At 42.7% G+C, this 16,673-nt stretch carries 18 protein-coding genes; 17 read left to right on the top strand and 1 reads right to left on the bottom strand.

Annotated elements, in window-relative coordinates:
- Nucleotides 1–127 precede the first annotated feature (127 nt).
- From K5620_RS21685 to K5620_RS21635, 11 genes are all read left to right on the top strand, one after another.
- The gene (locus tag K5620_RS21685) at nt 128–886 is read left to right on the top strand and encodes an amino acid ABC transporter substrate-binding protein (protein WP_016400279.1); all 759 of its coding nucleotides are present in this window, start codon (nt 128–130) and stop codon (nt 884–886) included.
- Complete coding sequence (locus K5620_RS21680; RefSeq protein WP_040306767.1) at nt 886–1,554, top strand: amino acid ABC transporter permease; 669 nt, start codon at nt 886–888, stop codon at nt 1,552–1,554. The genes K5620_RS21685 and K5620_RS21680 overlap by 1 nt, the downstream gene beginning before the upstream one ends.
- A gap of 2 nt (nt 1,555–1,556) precedes the next feature.
- Nucleotides 1,557–2,303 carry an amino acid ABC transporter ATP-binding protein gene (locus K5620_RS21675; protein WP_016400277.1) on the top strand — a complete coding sequence of 249 codons (747 nt, stop codon included), beginning with the start codon at nt 1,557–1,559 and terminating at the stop codon, nt 2,301–2,303.
- 217 nt (nt 2,304–2,520) lie between these two features.
- Nucleotides 2,521–2,655 (top strand): 50S ribosomal protein L34, encoded by a 135-nt coding sequence (rpmH, locus tag K5620_RS21670; protein ID WP_016400276.1) that lies wholly within the window; start codon nt 2,521–2,523, stop codon nt 2,653–2,655.
- Between the two features lie 4 nt (nt 2,656–2,659).
- A complete protein-coding gene (rnpA, locus tag K5620_RS21665) occupies nt 2,660–3,013 on the top strand; it encodes a ribonuclease P protein component (protein ID WP_084681699.1) in 354 nt (117 codons plus the stop codon).
- On the top strand, nt 2,983–3,237 hold the full coding sequence (gene yidD, locus K5620_RS21660) for a membrane protein insertion efficiency factor YidD (RefSeq protein WP_084681697.1): 255 nt from the start codon (nt 2,983–2,985) through the stop codon (nt 3,235–3,237). The genes rnpA and yidD overlap by 31 nt, the downstream gene beginning before the upstream one ends.
- A gap of 8 nt (nt 3,238–3,245) precedes the next feature.
- Nucleotides 3,246–4,886, top strand: a complete 1,641-nt coding sequence (gene yidC / locus K5620_RS21655; RefSeq protein WP_016400273.1) for a membrane protein insertase YidC — start codon at nt 3,246–3,248, stop codon at nt 4,884–4,886.
- A gap of 91 nt (nt 4,887–4,977) precedes the next feature.
- A complete protein-coding gene (mnmE, locus tag K5620_RS21650) occupies nt 4,978–6,342 on the top strand; it encodes a tRNA uridine-5-carboxymethylaminomethyl(34) synthesis GTPase MnmE (protein ID WP_016400272.1) in 1,365 nt (454 codons plus the stop codon).
- Between the two features lie 254 nt (nt 6,343–6,596).
- Nucleotides 6,597–7,157, top strand: coding sequence for a GbsR/MarR family transcriptional regulator (locus K5620_RS21645; protein WP_016400271.1), 561 nt, complete (start codon nt 6,597–6,599; stop codon nt 7,155–7,157).
- 30 nt (nt 7,158–7,187) lie between these two features.
- Nucleotides 7,188–8,579 (top strand): cytochrome ubiquinol oxidase subunit I, encoded by a 1,392-nt coding sequence (locus tag K5620_RS21640; protein ID WP_016400270.1) that lies wholly within the window; start codon nt 7,188–7,190, stop codon nt 8,577–8,579.
- Nucleotides 8,576–9,580, top strand: coding sequence for a cytochrome d ubiquinol oxidase subunit II (locus K5620_RS21635; RefSeq protein WP_016400269.1), 1,005 nt, complete (start codon nt 8,576–8,578; stop codon nt 9,578–9,580). The genes K5620_RS21640 and K5620_RS21635 overlap by 4 nt, the downstream gene beginning before the upstream one ends.
- 55 nt (nt 9,581–9,635) lie before the next feature.
- Here the strand turns inward: K5620_RS21635 and K5620_RS21630 are convergent, their stop codons facing one another.
- On the bottom strand, nt 9,636–10,361 hold the full coding sequence (locus K5620_RS21630; protein ID WP_016400268.1) for an oligogalacturonate-specific porin KdgM family protein: 726 nt from the start codon (nt 10,359–10,361) through the stop codon (nt 9,636–9,638).
- Nucleotides 10,362–10,516: 155 nt separating this feature from the next.
- Between K5620_RS21630 and K5620_RS21625 the strand changes: the two genes are divergently transcribed.
- From K5620_RS21625 to K5620_RS21600, 6 genes are all read left to right on the top strand, one after another.
- On the top strand, nt 10,517–11,395 hold the full coding sequence (locus tag K5620_RS21625) for a LysR family transcriptional regulator (protein ID WP_016400267.1): 879 nt from the start codon (nt 10,517–10,519) through the stop codon (nt 11,393–11,395).
- 197 nt (nt 11,396–11,592) lie between these two features.
- Nucleotides 11,593–12,036 carry an FMN-binding protein MioC gene (mioC, locus tag K5620_RS21620; protein WP_016400266.1) on the top strand — a complete coding sequence of 148 codons (444 nt, stop codon included), beginning with the start codon at nt 11,593–11,595 and terminating at the stop codon, nt 12,034–12,036.
- 367 nt (nt 12,037–12,403) lie between these two features.
- Nucleotides 12,404–14,293, top strand: coding sequence for a tRNA uridine-5-carboxymethylaminomethyl(34) synthesis enzyme MnmG (mnmG, locus tag K5620_RS21615; RefSeq protein ID WP_016400265.1), 1,890 nt, complete (start codon nt 12,404–12,406; stop codon nt 14,291–14,293).
- Between the two features lie 9 nt (nt 14,294–14,302).
- The gene (gene rsmG / locus K5620_RS21610) at nt 14,303–14,929 is read left to right on the top strand and encodes a 16S rRNA (guanine(527)-N(7))-methyltransferase RsmG (protein ID WP_016400264.1); all 627 of its coding nucleotides are present in this window, start codon (nt 14,303–14,305) and stop codon (nt 14,927–14,929) included.
- An 11-nt stretch (nt 14,930–14,940) separates the two neighbouring features.
- Nucleotides 14,941–15,732 carry a ParA family protein gene (locus K5620_RS21605; protein WP_016400263.1) on the top strand — a complete coding sequence of 264 codons (792 nt, stop codon included), beginning with the start codon at nt 14,941–14,943 and terminating at the stop codon, nt 15,730–15,732.
- A 17-nt stretch (nt 15,733–15,749) separates the two neighbouring features.
- On the top strand, nt 15,750–16,670 hold the full coding sequence (locus K5620_RS21600; protein ID WP_016400262.1) for a ParB/RepB/Spo0J family partition protein: 921 nt from the start codon (nt 15,750–15,752) through the stop codon (nt 16,668–16,670).
- Nucleotides 16,671–16,673 lie beyond the last annotated feature (3 nt).

Raw genomic sequence — 16,673 nt, 5'->3', positions numbered from 1 at the left:
TGTGAATAAAATTCGCCGAGCCAGATAACAGCTTAGTTATTTGATATAACCACAGCGTATTTGTGTATTTACTGAGGCTGAACTAGAATTTTTACCCATACACAACTACAGATACAGAAGAATAGAAATGAAACTACTAAATAAATCACGATTGCTACTTGGTTTACTGCTAGTTAGCCTAAGTCCTTGGTCAGCATTTGCACAAGATACCGTTAAAGTAGGTATGTCTGGTCGTTATTTTCCTTTCACTTTTGTAAAACAAGATCAGCTACAAGGCTTTGAAGTTGATGTTTGGAATGAATTGGCCAAACGTAATGATTGGAAAGTTGAATTTGTAACCGCGAACTTCTCTGGCCTATTTGGCATGTTAGAGACAGGTCGTGTAGATACCATTTCTAACCAAATTACTATTACCGACGAACGTAAAGCTAAATACCTATTCTCTCACCCCTATGTGGTGGATGGCGCGCAAATTGTTGTACGTAAAGGCAATAGCGAGATTACTAGCATTGACGACTTAAAAGGTAAAAAGGTTGCAGTAAACCTAGGTTCTAACTTTGAGCAGCTATTAAGAAAACACGACACCGATAATCAAATAAACATAGCGACTTATGATACAGGCATCGAGCAAGATGTTGCATTGGGTCGTTCAGATGCATTTGTTATGGACCGTGTATCTTCGTTAGCACTTATCAAGAAATCTGGTCTACCCTTAGCGCTAGCGGGTCAGCCTTTCGAAACCATCGAAAATGCAATGCCATTCAAAAACAACGAAGCAGGCCAAGCATTACAAGCTAAAGTTAACGCTAGCTTAGAAGCTATGCAGCAAGATGGCAGCCTAAGCGCAATTTCTCAAAAATGGTTTGACGGAGACATCACCAAATAATGTCTACATTTGACTTCGGTTACATGTTAGAGCTGTTCCCAATACTATTTAAGTATTTGGGAACCACCATGGAAATGGCTGCAGTTGCAGCCGTTTTTGCATTAGTGCTTGCACTAGTATTGGCTCTATTTCGTGTATTTAAATTGCCGCTGCTTAATCAATTTGCAGTGGTATTTATCTCATTCTTCCGCGGTACGCCGTTACTCGTACAACTGTTTATCTTGTATTACGGCTTACCTCAGGTATTCCCAATTCTGATTGGCTTAGATGCATTTAGCGCATCGGTTATCGGCTTGAGTTTGCACTTTTCTGCCTATAAAGCAGAAAGTATTAGAGCGGCCATTAACTCTATTGATAAAAGCCAGTGGGACGCTTGTTACGCCTTTGGTATGACTCGACTGCAAGCTTTACGCAGAGTAGTGCTACCACAAGCACTGCGCACTGCCCTGCCTTCTTTAATGAACTATCTTATCGATATGATTAAAAGCACCTCTTTGGCCTTTACCTTAGGTGTGGCAGAAATAATGGCTAAAGCGCAAATGGAAGCATCTAGTAGCTTTAAGTTCTTTGAAGCATTTTTAGCAGTAGCACTTATCTATTGGGCAGTTGTTGCAGTATTTACCCAGCTACAAAACCTTGCTGAACAGCGACTATCGAAGGCTTATTAACGATGATAAAAATCTCCAATTTAAGCAAGTCCTTCGATGGGCAAAATGTGCTTAACGGTATCGATTTAGAAGTAAAAGAGGGCGAAGTTGTAGCGATCATCGGCCCATCAGGAACCGGAAAATCTACTTTTCTACGTTGTATTAACTACTTAGAACAACCCGATACCGGCCTTATTAGCGTAGATGGTTTAACAGTAGATGCACAAAGCCATCAACAAAAAGACGTACTCGCGCTGCGCCGTAAACTATCTTTTGTCTTTCAAAATTACTCGCTATTTGCCAACTTAAACGCAGAGCAAAACATAGCTGAAGCGTTGATCACTGTTTGGAAGCAACCCAAAGATAAAGCCTTAGCCGAGGCAAGAAAGATACTTAAAGATATTGGCCTAGCGGATAAAACCAAACACTACCCTAGCCAATTATCGGGTGGCCAACAGCAACGTATAGGTATTGGCCGTGCTATGGCTACTCACAGCCAAGCTATATTGTTTGATGAACCTACATCAGCCTTAGATCCAGAATGGGTTGGCGAAGTGCTTGAACTCATCAAAAAACTGGCCGAGCGCAAACAAACTTTAATTATTGTTACTCATGAAATGGCCTTCGCCCGCGAAGTTGCCGACCGAGTAGTATTTATGAGCGATGGAACCATTGTTGAACAAGGTAGCCCAGAAGAACTGTTTAATCAGCCGAAAGATCCACGAACTCAACAGTTTATATCGCGTATCGTTAAGCGTAATCACGGCTAATTACATTGTTTAGTTGCACCTATATATAGGAGCACTATAATGCCGCCAAAGATCCAAAGGATCTTTTCCACAACAGTATTTAAGATTAAGCGATTTTTCGTTTGACTTAGAAGAGGTGAATGATTAGAATTTCGCCTCTTTTTTACCCGGTGCGCCTACCATTTTGGTTAATTGCACCGACTGTACAGTAAAAAACTAGCTAGCAAGAGTAATAAATATGAAACGTACTTTTCAACCAAGCGTACTAAAGCGCAAGCGTAGCCACGGTTTCCGCGCTCGCATGGCAACAAAAAACGGCCGCCAAGTTTTGGCACGTCGTCGCGCTAAAGGTCGCGCAAGTCTGTCTGCATAATTAAGTGCAAAGACATTCTTTTAGCAGGGAGTTACGTTTGTTAACTCCCATGCATTTCAAACATGTATTCTCCAACCCCGTTCGTGTGGGTACCCCCCAACTCACTATCCTTGCCAAAACCAATACTCTAGAACACCCTCGTCTAGGTTTAGCTGTTTCTAAAAAAAGCGTTAAACTAGCGGTAGGTCGTAATCGAATTAAACGTTTGGTAAGAGAAAGCTTTCGTCTACATCAGCACAAGTTGCCCGCAGTAGATATAGTGGTTATTTCCAAGAACGGTATTTCAGACTTAGATAATAAAGACCTGACCAAGCTTCTGGAGAAATCATGGCGAAGACTAACGCGCCGTTGCGAATAATCGCAATTACGCCAATCAAGGCTTATCAATACGTGATAAGTCCTTTGCTTGGTCCGCGCTGTCGGTTTACGCCAACATGTTCAGATTACGCGATTGAAGCAATTAATTTGCATGGTGTGTTAAAAGGTAGTTGGTTAGCAAGCCAACGTCTATTAAAATGCCATCCTCTACATCCTGGCGGACATGATCCGGTTCCAGGTTCCAAAAAAACCAATAGTGATTAACTAAAATTATGGAATCTCAACGCAATTTACTGATAATTGGGTTGCTGTTTGTAAGTTTTCTTATATATCAGCAATGGCAAAAAGACTACGGCCCACAGCCTGTAGTAACTACTGCTACCAATACTGTTACCGCAACTGGTACTACTGCAAATGGTGATGTACCAGCCAGTGCTTCATCTCACGACGATTCAGACTTAACGCAGGCTACCGCTGCAGGTCAGTTAATCACGGTTACTACCGACGTTCTTAAGCTTAAAATTAGCGCTCAAGGCGGTGATGTAGTGAGTGCAGAACTATTGGCCTACCCAATAGAAGAAGACTCAACAGAACCATTTGTACTGTTAGAAGAAAATCCTAACTTTACATATGTAGCCCAAAGCGGCTTAATTGGTCGTGATGGCCCAGATGCCAGCGCCAACGGCCGCCCAGTTTACCAAGTAACTAGCAACAGCTTTGAACTTGCTGATGGTAGCGATGAACTGGTTGTAGCACTTAACTACCAAGACCAAAACGGTAACGTATTTACTAAAAACTTTACCCTTACTCGTGGTAGCTACGACGTAAACGTAGACTTTCAAGTAAGCAACAAAAGTGACTCCGACTTAAGCTTGCAACTATACAGCCAGCTTAAGCAAACCGATAAAGAGCATAGCTCTAGCATGGTAATGCCGGTTTATCGTGGTGGTGCTTATTCTAGCGAATCAACTCGTTACTCAAAGTACAGCGTTAAAGACATCAAAAAATCTAACCTAAATGAAACCACTACAGGTGGTTGGGTTGCGATGATGCAGCACTACTTTGTAACCGCTTGGTTGCCAAACGAAGGCGATACCAACCAGCTATATTCAAACAGCGGTAACGGTTTTGTATTCATGGGTTACAAAGCGCCTTTACAAACCATTGCGCCTAACGATACAGCTACTCTAACTAGCTCGTTATGGGTTGGCCCTAAACTGCAAAAGCAAATGGCTGAATCAGCAAAACACCTAGACCTAACCGTAGACTACGGCTGGTTATGGTTTATTGCCCAACCATTGTACAAACTACTAACCTTCTTCCACAGCATTGTAGGTAACTGGGGTGTAGCAATTATCCTTATCACCTTCACCGTAAAAGGTTTGTTGTACCCGCTAACTAAAGCGCAATACACCTCTATGGCGAAGATGCGTTTACTGCAACCTAAAATGGCTGCACTTCGTGAGAAGTACGGTGACGACCGTCAGAAAATGTCGCAAGGCATGATGGAGCTGTACAAGAAAGAGAAAGTAAACCCCTTAGGTGGTTGTTTCCCTATCTTGCTACAAATGCCTATCTTTATTGCGTTGTACTGGTCGTTAATGGAAAGCGTAGAGTTACGTCATGCACCGTTCTTTGGTTGGATTACCGACCTATCGGTACAAGACCCATTCTACATACTGCCTATTTTGATGGGTGTGAGCATGTTCTTCATTCAGAAGATGTCTCCAACCACTGTAGCCGACCCAATGCAGGCTAAAATTATGCAGTTTATGCCGGTTATCTTTACCGTATTCTTCTTATGGTTCCCAGCCGGTCTAGTACTTTACTGGTTGATGAGTAACGTGGTGACGCTGATTCAGCAAACCATCATCTACCGTAACCTTGAGAAAAAAGGATTGCATAAACGCTAAGCACAAAGTTTAGCAACAATGCTAAAATGCCATTCAGTGAAGGCTGAATGGCATTTTTTATTTTCAGCAGAAATGAGCAAAGAGAGTGAGCATGAATTCAACTGATACTATTGTGGCGCAAGCTACCGCCCCAGGTCGTGGTGGTGTAGGCATAATTAGAGTATCTGGCCCTTTAGCCCAGCAAGTAGCCGAAACGCTATTAGGCAAGTGCCCTGCTCCTCGCTATGCCGATTACTTACCGTTTAAAAGCCTTAGCGGAGAAACGCTTGACCAAGGTATTGCACTGTACTTTAAAGGGCCAAATTCCTTTACCGGTGAAGATGTACTAGAACTACAAGGTCACGGCGGACCGGTAGTAATAGACATGCTAATTCGCGAAATTTGCCAATTAGATGGTTTACGCATGGCTCGCCCAGGTGAGTTTAGTGAGCGCGCATTTCTAAACGACAAGCTCGATTTAGCCCAAGCAGAAGCGATTGCCGACCTTATTGAAGCCACCAGTGAACAAGCAGCCAAAAGTGCCTTACATTCGCTGCAGGGTGAGTTTTCAAACAAGATCCATAGCTTAGTTGAAAGTGTTACTCGCCTGCGTATTTACGTTGAAGCCGCAATTGATTTTCCCGAAGAAGAAATCGACTTTTTGAGCGACGGTAAAGTACAAGCCGATTTATACGCCATTATTGAAGAATTAGGCTTAGTACAAAGCCAAGCTCGCCAAGGTTCATTGCTACGAGAAGGCATGCGAGTAGTGATAGCTGGCCGCCCTAACGCCGGTAAATCAAGCCTACTTAACGCTCTAGCAGGTAAACAAGCCGCCATTGTTACCGACATAGCCGGAACCACTCGTGACGTATTACGCGAGCATATTCATATTGACGGTATGCCACTACACATCATCGATACAGCTGGTTTACGTGATGACGCAGACGTTGTAGAGCAAATAGGTATAGAGCGCGCCTGGGAAGAAATCAATAATGCTGATCGGGTATTGTTTATGGTGGATGGCACCACCACCGAGGAACTCGACCCACAAAAAATTTGGCCTGAATTTGTGGCAAAACTACCCACCAATATGGGCATGACAGTAGTACGCAACAAAGCCGATGTTACCGGCGAAAACTTAGACGTAGTGATGGATCACGGACACCCTGTTTATAAGATTTCAGCGAAAACCGAGCTAGGCTTAGCAGAGCTAAAAGACCACCTAAAACAATGCATGGGTTTTCAAGGCAATATGGAAGGTGGCTTTATGGCGCGTCGCCGCCACCTTAACGCCATCGAACTTGCCGCAGAACACTTAGACAATGGCAAAACTCAACTAGAAGTTTATCAAGCAGGTGAACTATTAGCCGAAGAACTGCGCTTGGTACAACAACACTTAAGCGAAATTACCGGTGAGTTCAGCTCCGACGACTTACTCAGCCGCATTTTTACCAGTTTCTGTATCGGAAAATAGCTTAATAAGTAAGTGTTCACTATTACCAAGCTACCCTTAAAATATAGATAAATACAACAATACCTGATAAACAGCAAGTAAATATAAAGCTATTATCAGGTTTTCGATTAACAGATAAACCCACTCTCAAACTAAGCTAAATCTGCCTCACAGTTTCATCACTCTCCATCAATTATCGCTAAAAATATTGACTTAAATCAATTTTCAATTAAAGTTTCACTGTTTTCTGAAAGTTCAATAAAAGGATTTAGCGCGTGCAATTATCAGAGAAGAGCCAAGCTTTTGTTCTTCATTTTGGCGAAATGGGCAGCCGTTGGGGTTTTAACCGAACGGTTGGTCAAATATTGGCTTTGTTAGTGATTAACAAAGAGCCTTTGCACGCCGAACAAATTATGCAACAGCTGGGCATTAGCCGCGGCAACGTCAGCATGGGTTTAAAAGAATTACAGTCTTGGCGCTTAGTAAAGCTAAGCCACCAAGCAGGTCAACGCCGAGAATTTTTTACTGCCGCCGGGTCCATTTGGGATATGGCGAGAACTGTATTTGAAGAACGCAGTAAGCGCGAAGTTGACCCAACCCTCTCTTTACTACGTTCTAATTTATTGGAAGAACCAGAAAACGAAGCAGACCAGTTTACTCAGCAAAAAATGGAAGAGATCCACGATCTCTTAGAGTTAATCACTCAATGGTCATACGCACTTAATACGATGAATCCAGACAAACTGCAGAGTTTAATGAAGATGGGCTCAGGTATTAGCAGAATTTTAGAGTTAAAAGACAAAATCGTTGGTAACAAGGGATCTGCCGCCAGCTAATGAGATTATCAACCTTAACGAGGCTTAACCATGCTTGATGCCCTAATGCTCTCAAGGATACAGTTTGCTGCCAATATCAGCTTTCACATCCTGTTTCCCACCATCACCATTGCGATGTGTTGGTTCCTAGTATTTTTTAAAGTTCGCCACGATATGACCGGTAACCCGGTATGGATGCGCGCCTATCGCTTTTGGGTAAAGGTGTTTGCGCTTTCCTTTGCGATTGGTGTTGTAAGCGGCATTACCATGTCATTCCAGTTTGGTACTAACTGGCCAGGCTTTATGGAAACTGTGGGTAATATTGCTGGTCCTCTGCTCGGTTACGAGGTGCTTACCGCCTTTTTCTTAGAAGCCACCTTCTTGGGCATTATGCTGTTTGGCATTAAACGCGTTCCAAACAAAGTACATACCCTAGCAACCATATTGGTAGCGATTGGTACCAGTTTGTCGGCATTTTGGATTCTAGCGCTAGACTCATGGATGCAAACCCCAACCGGTTTTGAAATGCGTGATGGTGTTGCTTATCCAACCGATTGGTTTGCAATTGTATTTAATCCATCATTTCCTTATCGCTTAACCCATATGTTGTTAGCATCTGGCCTAACTGCATCGTTTTTTATCGCCGGTATTTCAGCCTATCGAATTTTAAAAGGCGACGTTAAAAAAGCTCCGCGCCTTACCTTAAAAGTAAGCCTAATAGTGGCAGCAATACTTGCCCCTACTCAGGCTTTAGTGGGTGATTTTCATGGCTTAAATACTCTTGAACATCAACCAGCGAAAATTGCTGCCATTGAAGGTATCTGGGAAACCGAGAAAGGCGCTCCATTACTGTTATTTGCATTGCCAGATGAAGAAACTAAAACCAACAAATTTGCCATTGGCATTCCAAAGTTAGCGAGCTTAATTTTAACTCACGAGCTAGATGGAGAGCTTAAAGGCTTAAACGAATTTGAAAACGAGCACCCGCCAGTAGCACCTGTTTTTTGGAGTTTCCGGGTAATGGTGGGCTTGGGTCTACTTATGTTAGCCCTAAGTTGGTTTGGCTCTTACCACATGGTGCGTAAAGGCAAAATGCCAAATTGGATGCTAAAAGTATTGGTAGGTACAACCTTCTCGGGTTGGGTAGCCACCCTTGCCGGCTGGTATGTAACCGAAATAGGCCGCCAACCCTGGTTAGTAACCGGAGTACTAAGAACCGAAGATGCTGTAACCAGCCTACCCGCTTCAAACGTGGCATTTTCGTTAGCGCTGTATCTAATCGTTTATGGCTTCTTGTTAATTGCTTACATTCACACGGTTTTCTTAATGGCACGTAAAGCAGTTAAAGAAGAAGAGTTTGAAACCAACGAACCTAAACCCGACGGCAATTTAACCAATGTTAATCAGCCTCAAGACAACGTTGAAGGGAGTGCAAAAGCATGATGGATGCCTACTGGTTACCGGTTATTTTTATTGGCTTAATGGGACTTTCGGTTCTTGTTTACGCAATCTTAGATGGCTACGACTTAGGTGTGGGTATTTTGCTGCCAATGGGCGAAGCCGACGAAGCACAGCGCGATACTATGATTGCCTCTATTGGCCCGTTTTGGGATGCCAACGAAACTTGGTTAGTACTGGCAGTTGGCATCATGCTCATTGCCTTTCCAGCAGCGCATAGCATCGTGCTCTACCACCTGTATATTCCGGTCGCAATTATGCTGATCGGACTTATTATGCGTGGCGTAGCTTTTGACTTTAGAGCCAAAGCAGCAGTAGACCACAAGTTAGCTTGGGACAGAACCTTTAAAGCAGGCTCTATACTCACCACCCTAGCTCAAGGCTACATGTTAGGTTTGTATGTAATGGGTTTTGAGGGTGGCATAAGCACCCATTTATTTGGTTTGCTCAGTGGCCTAGGCGTAACAGCAGCTTATAGCTATATTGGTGCAGCTTGGTTAGTAATGAAAACCGAAAACGGCTTACAGCAACGTGCTGTTGCTTGGACAAAATCCACTGGCCGTTTTTGTTTCATGGGGGTGATCGCGGTATCTATCGTTAACCCTTTAGTTAACCCTGGTGTATTTGATCGCTGGTTTGACTTCCCATTGGTCATGTTTGTATTGCTGATCCCAGCTTTGTGTTTTGCAGCATTTTTGTTTAACGACTTTTTGCTAGGGCGTTTACCTAAAGAAAACGATCGCCACTGCTGGGTACCATTTAGCTTAGTTATGCTGATATTTTTGCTGTGTTTTAGCGCATTGGGCTTTAGCTTCTTCCCCGATGTAGTGCCTGGACAAATGGATATTTGGGAAGCGGCATCTGCGCCAGAATCACTGATTGTGATTTTAATTGGCGCTCTGATTGTTGTACCGGTGATCCTTATGTATACCGCCTTTTCTTACTGGGTATTTAGAGGTAAAGCGACCTCGCTGAACTACCACTAAACATCACAGTTAAACCAACTAAAAAGAGCGCCCAAAGGCGCTCTTTTTAGTGCTCTTAAAACTTCATACTAACGCCAAGTTTAATCTGGCTATCATCTTTTAAAGGGCTACTGTTGTAGCCACTGCTATCAAAGTTTTTCTGAGTATATTGAACATAAGGCTGGTAATTTCCTAAATTGGTAAGAAACACCTTAGTTTCAAGTTCATTGATTTTTAGGTTATTGTTTTTGTGCTCTGCATTTGCGTCTTTATGAATGTAGTTAAAAGACACGCCAACAATATCACCAGCCCAACCCGCGGTTAAATCGGTTCGGTTGGTTTTTACATCGCCTAGTTCAGCTTTATTTATGCTGTTGTTATTTTGGGTGCCTTCGTAACGGTAACGTGCAGCAACAAAAATACCATTATCAAAGTTATAGCCACCTTTAAGAGCAAACTTACCGGTGTTGGCGTCGTTAGCGACATTACGTGTATATTCAACTCTTGGCTGAACATAAGCATTGCCGAACTTATAGGTATAATCTGCAGCAAAGGTAGCTTCGTGCAAACCTGACTCATGCTGATTTTCGCCATAAGCTCGCCCACCCAAACGGCTTTTTGCCTCAACATCAAAGCCAAACTGACCGTAATCAGTATCAAACTCATAACCGCCTTTCAAAATGCCTAGATGGGGGCCAGTACGGTTACTTTCTGCGGCTACTTCACCACGAATTGCATTAGCCGCTGCAAATTGACTAAACAGCGCAAGCGAAACGGTAGAAGCGACGATAATTTTTTTCATTTTGGAACCTTTCAGTAGATGATTACTAAAACATCCGTGCATCATTGAGTACCAGTTACATACTCGTAAAACAGTCCATCGCCGCTATGATGATGAGATGGCACTGCGCTAACAAATCAGAGTCTGTTAGCTTTTATTAACACAGAGGATCCCAAATGAATCTTCAAGCAATCCAAGCTTTTGTATTAAGTCATCAGTTGGGCAGTATTTCAGCCGCTGCCAAAAAGATGCAGAAAAACCGCGCCCAACTTAGTCAATGGATCAGTAACTTAGAAATAGATTGGAATGTTGAGTTGTTTACCCGAAGCGGCCACAAGCCGGTGTTGTCGGAACAAGGCTTAAAAATGCTTCCCTTGTGTGAGCAGTTACTAAGTGCAAAACAGCACCTAAACGAACAGGTAGAGCAAATTGCTAATCTAGACTGTTTAAGGTTAAACCTTGGAGTAAGTGCTTATTTGCAAGATAGCGCTATAGCAAAGGTGCTTAGCCAATTTAACCAAGCCTACCCACAAGTAGATTTACATATTTACCAACGCCGCGATGAGCAGCTACTCAACTGGCAACAACAGCCATCATTGGATTTAGCCGTTTGTTTTTACCGAGATGCTTTTCCTAGCCAATTTACTGTAGAACCTTTGTGTGAAATGCCAGTAGTAGCAGTATGTTCACGAACTCACCAATTAGCGTCTGCAACGTCTACAACTCTTCAACAAGTGCTAAGTCATACCTGGATAACCGTGCTTTCTTCAACCAATACCGAGTTGTGGGATCCTGATACAGTACAAAGACAAATTGCAGTAGAGCATCACTCGCTGGCTATTGAACTTTGTTTACGTGGTGTTGGCGTTTTTGTCGGCCAACAACAGCAGCTAAATCCGTATATTGAAACGGGTGAGCTAGTAGTCTTAGCCCATAACGATGCCATTGCCAATGAACAACTAGGCTTGATTTACAGCAAACAAACAACGGTTTCCCCAGCTCAACAGGCGCTAATTAATTTGTGTAAAGCAGAGTTTAGAAACAAACCCCATTAGCCATTTAGATAATTTGTGCACAACTGTTATTCACACACAACAAATGGGATCATCAGCTTAGATGGCGGGTAAAGCGAATCTTACTGAGGTTCCACGTGAAACTATCAACAACTAGATCACAATAAATTCGCAGCTAGTTAAACCCTATTAGATCACGTTACAATGTAGCCAAGACTCTACATTTAACAGGATCGTAAGTGGATATAGAAATCATTGTGGGATCAACCCTCGGTTCGGCTGAATACGTCGCAGATGAGCTAGAAGCGCTTTTAAAAGAACAGCATCAAGTAAAAATTCACTTAGATGCAGAGTTTGAAGAGCTAAATCAGCAAGCTTTTTGGCTTATTTGCAGTTCTACTCATGGCGCTGGAGATGTACCAGACAATCTACAGCCATTTTTCCAACATTTACTCGAAAACCAACCGGATCTTTCTTCTGTTTCTTATAGCGTGGTGGCAATTGGTAGTAGCAGTTACGATACCTTTTGTGGCGCAGGTAAAGATCTCGACCAAACCTTGAGTAATTTAGGTGCCAAAAAGCTAAAAGAGCGCTTAGAAATAGATGTTGATCTAGAACCAGTGCCTGAAGAACCAGCAGTTGCATGGTTAGAAAGCTGGAAAAATGAGCTAAATGTGAACTAAATACTGTGGATAACCCTAGGGAATAGCTATTAATTTAACATAGTTATTCCTATGGATAAGCTTATACCCATTTCCACCTGTGGATAAACAGCAAATTAGATCCCAGTTTTTCCCCTGCTTAGATCGCCCTTCATTAACAAGATCTGATCTTAATTAAGTTAATGATCATAAAGCTAAAAAATCACTTATCTACAGATCAGCAAGTTACTAATAGTAGATCTAATAAAAGATCTTTAAAAAAAGATCTTATATATATTTATAAGAGATCGAGTACAGATCTAATTCTGATCTAAGCATTCCCTTATCGCCACTTAACCAGTAAAATGTCGCACCCTTTTGGGATTAGGCTGGTTCGAGGTAATAACAAATGTTCTATAAACAACAATATGACGTGATAGTGATCGGTGGTGGTCATGCCGGTACTGAAGCAGCAGCAGCAGCTGCACGCATGGGTCAAAATACCTTGTTGCTTACTCATAACATTGAGACTTTAGGTCAAATGTCTTGTAACCCAGCCATTGGTGGTATTGGTAAAGGTCACTTAGTAAAAGAAATTGACGCCTTAGGTGGCTTAATGGCACAAGCTGCCGACCTTTCAGGGATCCAATTTAGAACCCTAAACTCATCTAAAGGCCCAGCAGTTCGTGCAACTCGCGCGCAAGCAGACCGAGTACTTTATCGAGCATCGATCCGTGAGCGTTTAGAAAACCAAGCCAACCTAACTATCTTTCAACAAGCCTGTGACGACTTGATCGTAGAAAATGATCAAGTGGTAGGGGTGGTTACTCAAATGGGCCTACAGTTACGTGCACGCAGCGTAGTGCTCACTGTGGGAACATTCCTTGGTGGCATGATCCACATTGGTTTAAATAACCATGCTGGTGGCCGAGCAGGTGATCCACCGTCAATTGCTTTAGCTCAACGACTTCGAGAACTACCGTTACGAGTTGATCGCTTAAAAACCGGTACTCCACCTCGCATTGATGCGCGCAGTATCGATTTTAGCCAAATGCAGCCACAGCCAGGTGATACACCTACACCGGTATTTTCGTTTATTGGTAAACAAAGCGATCATCCACAGCAAATCCCTTGTTATATCACTCATACCAACGAGTCTACTCACGACATTATTCGTAATGGTTTAGACAGAAGCCCAATGTTTACCGGTGTGATTGAAGGTATTGGGCCGCGTTATTGCCCATCTATCGAAGACAAAGTAACTCGCTTCGCCGATAAAAACTCACATCAGATCTTTATTGAGCCTGAAGGCATAACCACTCACGAAGTGTACCCAAATGGTATTTCTACCAGCTTACCTTTTGATGTTCAGGTTGAATTAGTTCACTCGATGAAAGGTTTAGAGAATGCCCATATAACCCGTCCGGGTTATGCCATTGAATATGATTTCTTTGATCCTCGTGATTTAAAACAAAGTCTTGAAAACAAATACTTAAAAGGTTTGTTCTTTGCTGGACAAATCAACGGAACAACTGGCTACGAAGAAGCCGGTGCCCAAGGTTTAATTGCTGGCTCTAATGCTGCCCTTTACGCTCAAGGCAAAGATGCATGGGCACCTCGACGCGACCAAGCTTACATGGGCGTGTTGATCGACGATTTAGCGACTTTAGGCACTAAAGAACCTTACCGTATGTTCACTAGCCGTGCCGAATATCGCTTATTGTTACGTGAAGACAACGCCGATATGCGTTTAACTGAGCAAGGTCGTAAGCTTGGTTTAGTAGACGATCATCGTTGGCAGTTGTTTAATCAAAAAGTAGAAGCGGTTGAGTTAGAACGCCAGCGCCTAAAAGACACTTGGGTTCATACCAGTTCTAAGCAATTAGATCAGCTAAACCCATTGTTGAAAAATCCCATTACTCGCGAGCATTCTTTAGAAGAATTAATTCGCCGACCAGAGCTCAACTACCAACAATTGATGGAAATTGATGGTTTTGGACCTGGATTAGAACTACCAGCCGCCGCTGAACAAGTTGAAATCCAGATCAAATATGATGGCTATATTAAACGCCAATTAGAAGAAATTAAGAAAACCCAAAAGCATGAAAATACTTTGCTACCTTTAGATTTGGATTACTCTAAAATTAGCGGTCTATCGAATGAGGTAGTTGCAAAACTAACCAATGCCAGACCAGAAACCATAGGTAAAGCAGCACGTATTTCGGGAGTAACTCCAGCTGCGGTGTCATTGCTATTGGTATATTTGAAAAAACACGACTTGGCACGCAAGTCAGCTTAGGATGATCGGGTGTTAAAATCTCGCTTACAGGGCTTATTGGCTCAAACGTCTTTGCAGCTTACCGAGCTGCAAATTTCTCAACTGGTTAGTTTGGTTGAGCAGCTCGATAAATGGAATAAAGCTTACAACCTTACCTCGGTAAGAGATCCTATGGAGATGATGGTAAAACACATTCTCGATAGTTTAGTGGTAAGTCCTTACTTACAAGGTGAGCGTTTTATTGATGTAGGTACAGGGCCTGGGCTACCTGGTCTTCCCTTGGCCATTATCAATCCTGATAAACAGTTTGTATTGCTTGATAGTTTGGGGAAACGAATTACTTTTATTCGCCAAGTTTGTCATTTACTCAAACTCGATAATGTTACCGCGGTGCAGAGCCGAGTAGAAAACTACCAACAAAACCTCGATTTTGATGGCGTAATAAGCAGAGCGTTCGCTTCTTTAGAGGATATGCTTAACTGGTGTTCTCACCTACCCGCAAATAATGGTAAATTCTATGCTTTAAAAGGCTTAGTGCCTGAACAAGAACTAGAAAACCTGCCTGAAGGCTTAAAACTGCACAGTATCGAGAGTTTAACGGTTCCCGAACTTGAAGGTCAGCGACATCTAGTTATTATTGATAAAAATAACCCTTAGGCGAAAATATTGTGGGTAAAGTAATTGCGGTTGCCAACCAGAAAGGTGGCGTAGGAAAAACTACAACCAGCGTAAATTTAGCGGCGTCTATGGCGGCCACTAAACGCAAAGTATTGTTGATTGACCTAGACCCACAAGGTAATGCCACCATGGGCAGTGGTGTTGATAAATACGACGTTCCAAAAACAGCTTATGAGTTACTGATTGATGAAGAACCTATCGATCAAGTAACGGTAAAAGACACCAGCGGATTTTTTGATTTAATTGCAGCTAACTCTGATGTTACCGCTGCCGAAATTAAATTAATGGAATTTTTCGCGCGCGAAGTACGCTTACGTAATGCATTAGCGCCAGTGCGTGACTACTACGATTACATTTTCATAGATTGCCCGCCTTCGCTCAACATGCTTACCGTTAACGCAATGGCTGCTGCCGATAGTGTATTGGTGCCAATGCAATGTGAGTATTACGCCTTAGAAGGCTTAACCGCTTTAGTTGATACCATTAGTAAATTGGCTTCTGTGGTTAATCCTGATCTGCAAGTTGAAGGCATTCTGCGCACTATGTTCGATCCGCGAAATAGATTATCGTCGGATGTAAGCGATCAGCTTAAGCAGCATTTTGGTAAAAAAGTCTACCGAACTGTGATCCCAAGAAATGTGCGTTTAGCCGAAGCCCCTAGCTTTGGTAAACCAGCCATGTATTATGATAAAACGTCAAATGGTTCTAAGGCTTACCTTGCTTTAGCGGGTGAAATTATTCGCCGCCATGAAGAAGAAGCACAAGCGGTGGTCGTAGATTAATGAATACGGATAAAGACATGTCAGCGAGAAAACGTGGATTAGGTAAAGGATTAGATTTATTACTCAGTACCAGTAATAACGCTCGTCAACGTCAAGTTGAAGAGGACACTAAAGCCGATACTAATCAGCAAACCGTTGATGAAAACCGTGGTGAACTGCGTAAGCTACCTATCGAATGGTTACGCCCTGGTAAGTACCAACCTCGTAAAGACATGTCGGCTGAAGCACTTGAGGAACTGGCTCACTCGATTGAAGCACAAGGGGTTATTCAACCCATTGTGGTTCGAGAAGTGGGTGATAATCAATTTGAGATTATTGCCGGTGAGCGCCGTTGGCGCGCCTCGCAACAAATTCATCTGCACGATGTTCCTTGTTTAATCAAAAACGTGAGTGATGAAAACGCAGTTGCTATTGCGCTTATTGAGAATATTCAGCGTGAAGATCTTAATGCAATGGAAGAAGCGGTTGCCCTTGACCGTTTAATGAACGAATTTGAACTTACTCATCAGCAGGTCGCTGAAGCGGTAGGTAAATCTCGTACAACTGTAACCAACCTACTGCGTTTAAATAGCCTTGATAACGATGTGAAAATCTTATTAGAGCATGGCGATATCGAAATGGGCCATGCGCGTGCTTTGTTAGCTTTAAGTGGTGAAACTCAAGCCGAAACTGCACGTAATGTTGCTGCCAAAGGATTAACGGTTCGCGATACTGAAAAGCTGGTTAAGGCAGTTTTAAACCCTAAAGCCCCTAAACAAGCAGCTAAAGTTGATCCAGATATTAACAGATTAGAGCAAAGAATAAGCGAACGCTTAGGTGCTGGTGTGAAAATTCAGCAAAACAAAAAAGGCCAAGGTAAGTTGGTTATAGACTATGCAAACTTGGATGAATTAGATGCTATTTTGGCGCTCTTCATCGATTCCGATGAAACACTTTAGTTT

The sequence above is a fragment of the Agarivorans albus genome (assembly GCF_019670105.1).
GTDB classification, from domain to species: domain Bacteria; phylum Pseudomonadota; class Gammaproteobacteria; order Enterobacterales; family Celerinatantimonadaceae; genus Agarivorans; species Agarivorans albus.
Note: the sequence above shows the minus strand (reverse complement) of the source record. Positions and strands in the feature narration are given on the sequence as shown.

Excerpts from the sequence above, each read along its gene's own strand:
- K5620_RS21685 (WP_016400279.1), top strand. The coding sequence starts at position 128 with ATGAAACTACTAAATAAATCACGATTGCTACTTGGTTTACTGCTAGTT.
- K5620_RS21680 (WP_040306767.1), top strand. The coding sequence starts at position 886 with ATGTCTACATTTGACTTCGGTTACATGTTAGAGCTGTTCCCAATACTA.
- K5620_RS21675 (WP_016400277.1), top strand. The coding sequence starts at position 1,557 with ATGATAAAAATCTCCAATTTAAGCAAGTCCTTCGATGGGCAAAATGTG.
- rpmH (WP_016400276.1), top strand. The coding sequence starts at position 2,521 with ATGAAACGTACTTTTCAACCAAGCGTACTAAAGCGCAAGCGTAGCCAC.
- yidD (WP_084681697.1), top strand. The coding sequence starts at position 2,983 with ATGGCGAAGACTAACGCGCCGTTGCGAATAATCGCAATTACGCCAATC.
- yidC (WP_016400273.1), top strand. The coding sequence starts at position 3,246 with ATGGAATCTCAACGCAATTTACTGATAATTGGGTTGCTGTTTGTAAGT.
- mnmE (WP_016400272.1), top strand. The coding sequence starts at position 4,978 with ATGAATTCAACTGATACTATTGTGGCGCAAGCTACCGCCCCAGGTCGT.
- K5620_RS21640 (WP_016400270.1), top strand. The coding sequence starts at position 7,188 with ATGCTTGATGCCCTAATGCTCTCAAGGATACAGTTTGCTGCCAATATC.
- K5620_RS21635 (WP_016400269.1), top strand. The coding sequence starts at position 8,576 with ATGATGGATGCCTACTGGTTACCGGTTATTTTTATTGGCTTAATGGGA.
- K5620_RS21630 (WP_016400268.1), bottom strand. The coding sequence starts at position 10,361 with ATGAAAAAAATTATCGTCGCTTCTACCGTTTCGCTTGCGCTGTTTAGT.
- K5620_RS21625 (WP_016400267.1), top strand. The coding sequence starts at position 10,517 with ATGAATCTTCAAGCAATCCAAGCTTTTGTATTAAGTCATCAGTTGGGC.
- mnmG (WP_016400265.1), top strand. The coding sequence starts at position 12,404 with ATGTTCTATAAACAACAATATGACGTGATAGTGATCGGTGGTGGTCAT.
- K5620_RS21600 (WP_016400262.1), top strand. The coding sequence starts at position 15,750 with ATGTCAGCGAGAAAACGTGGATTAGGTAAAGGATTAGATTTATTACTC.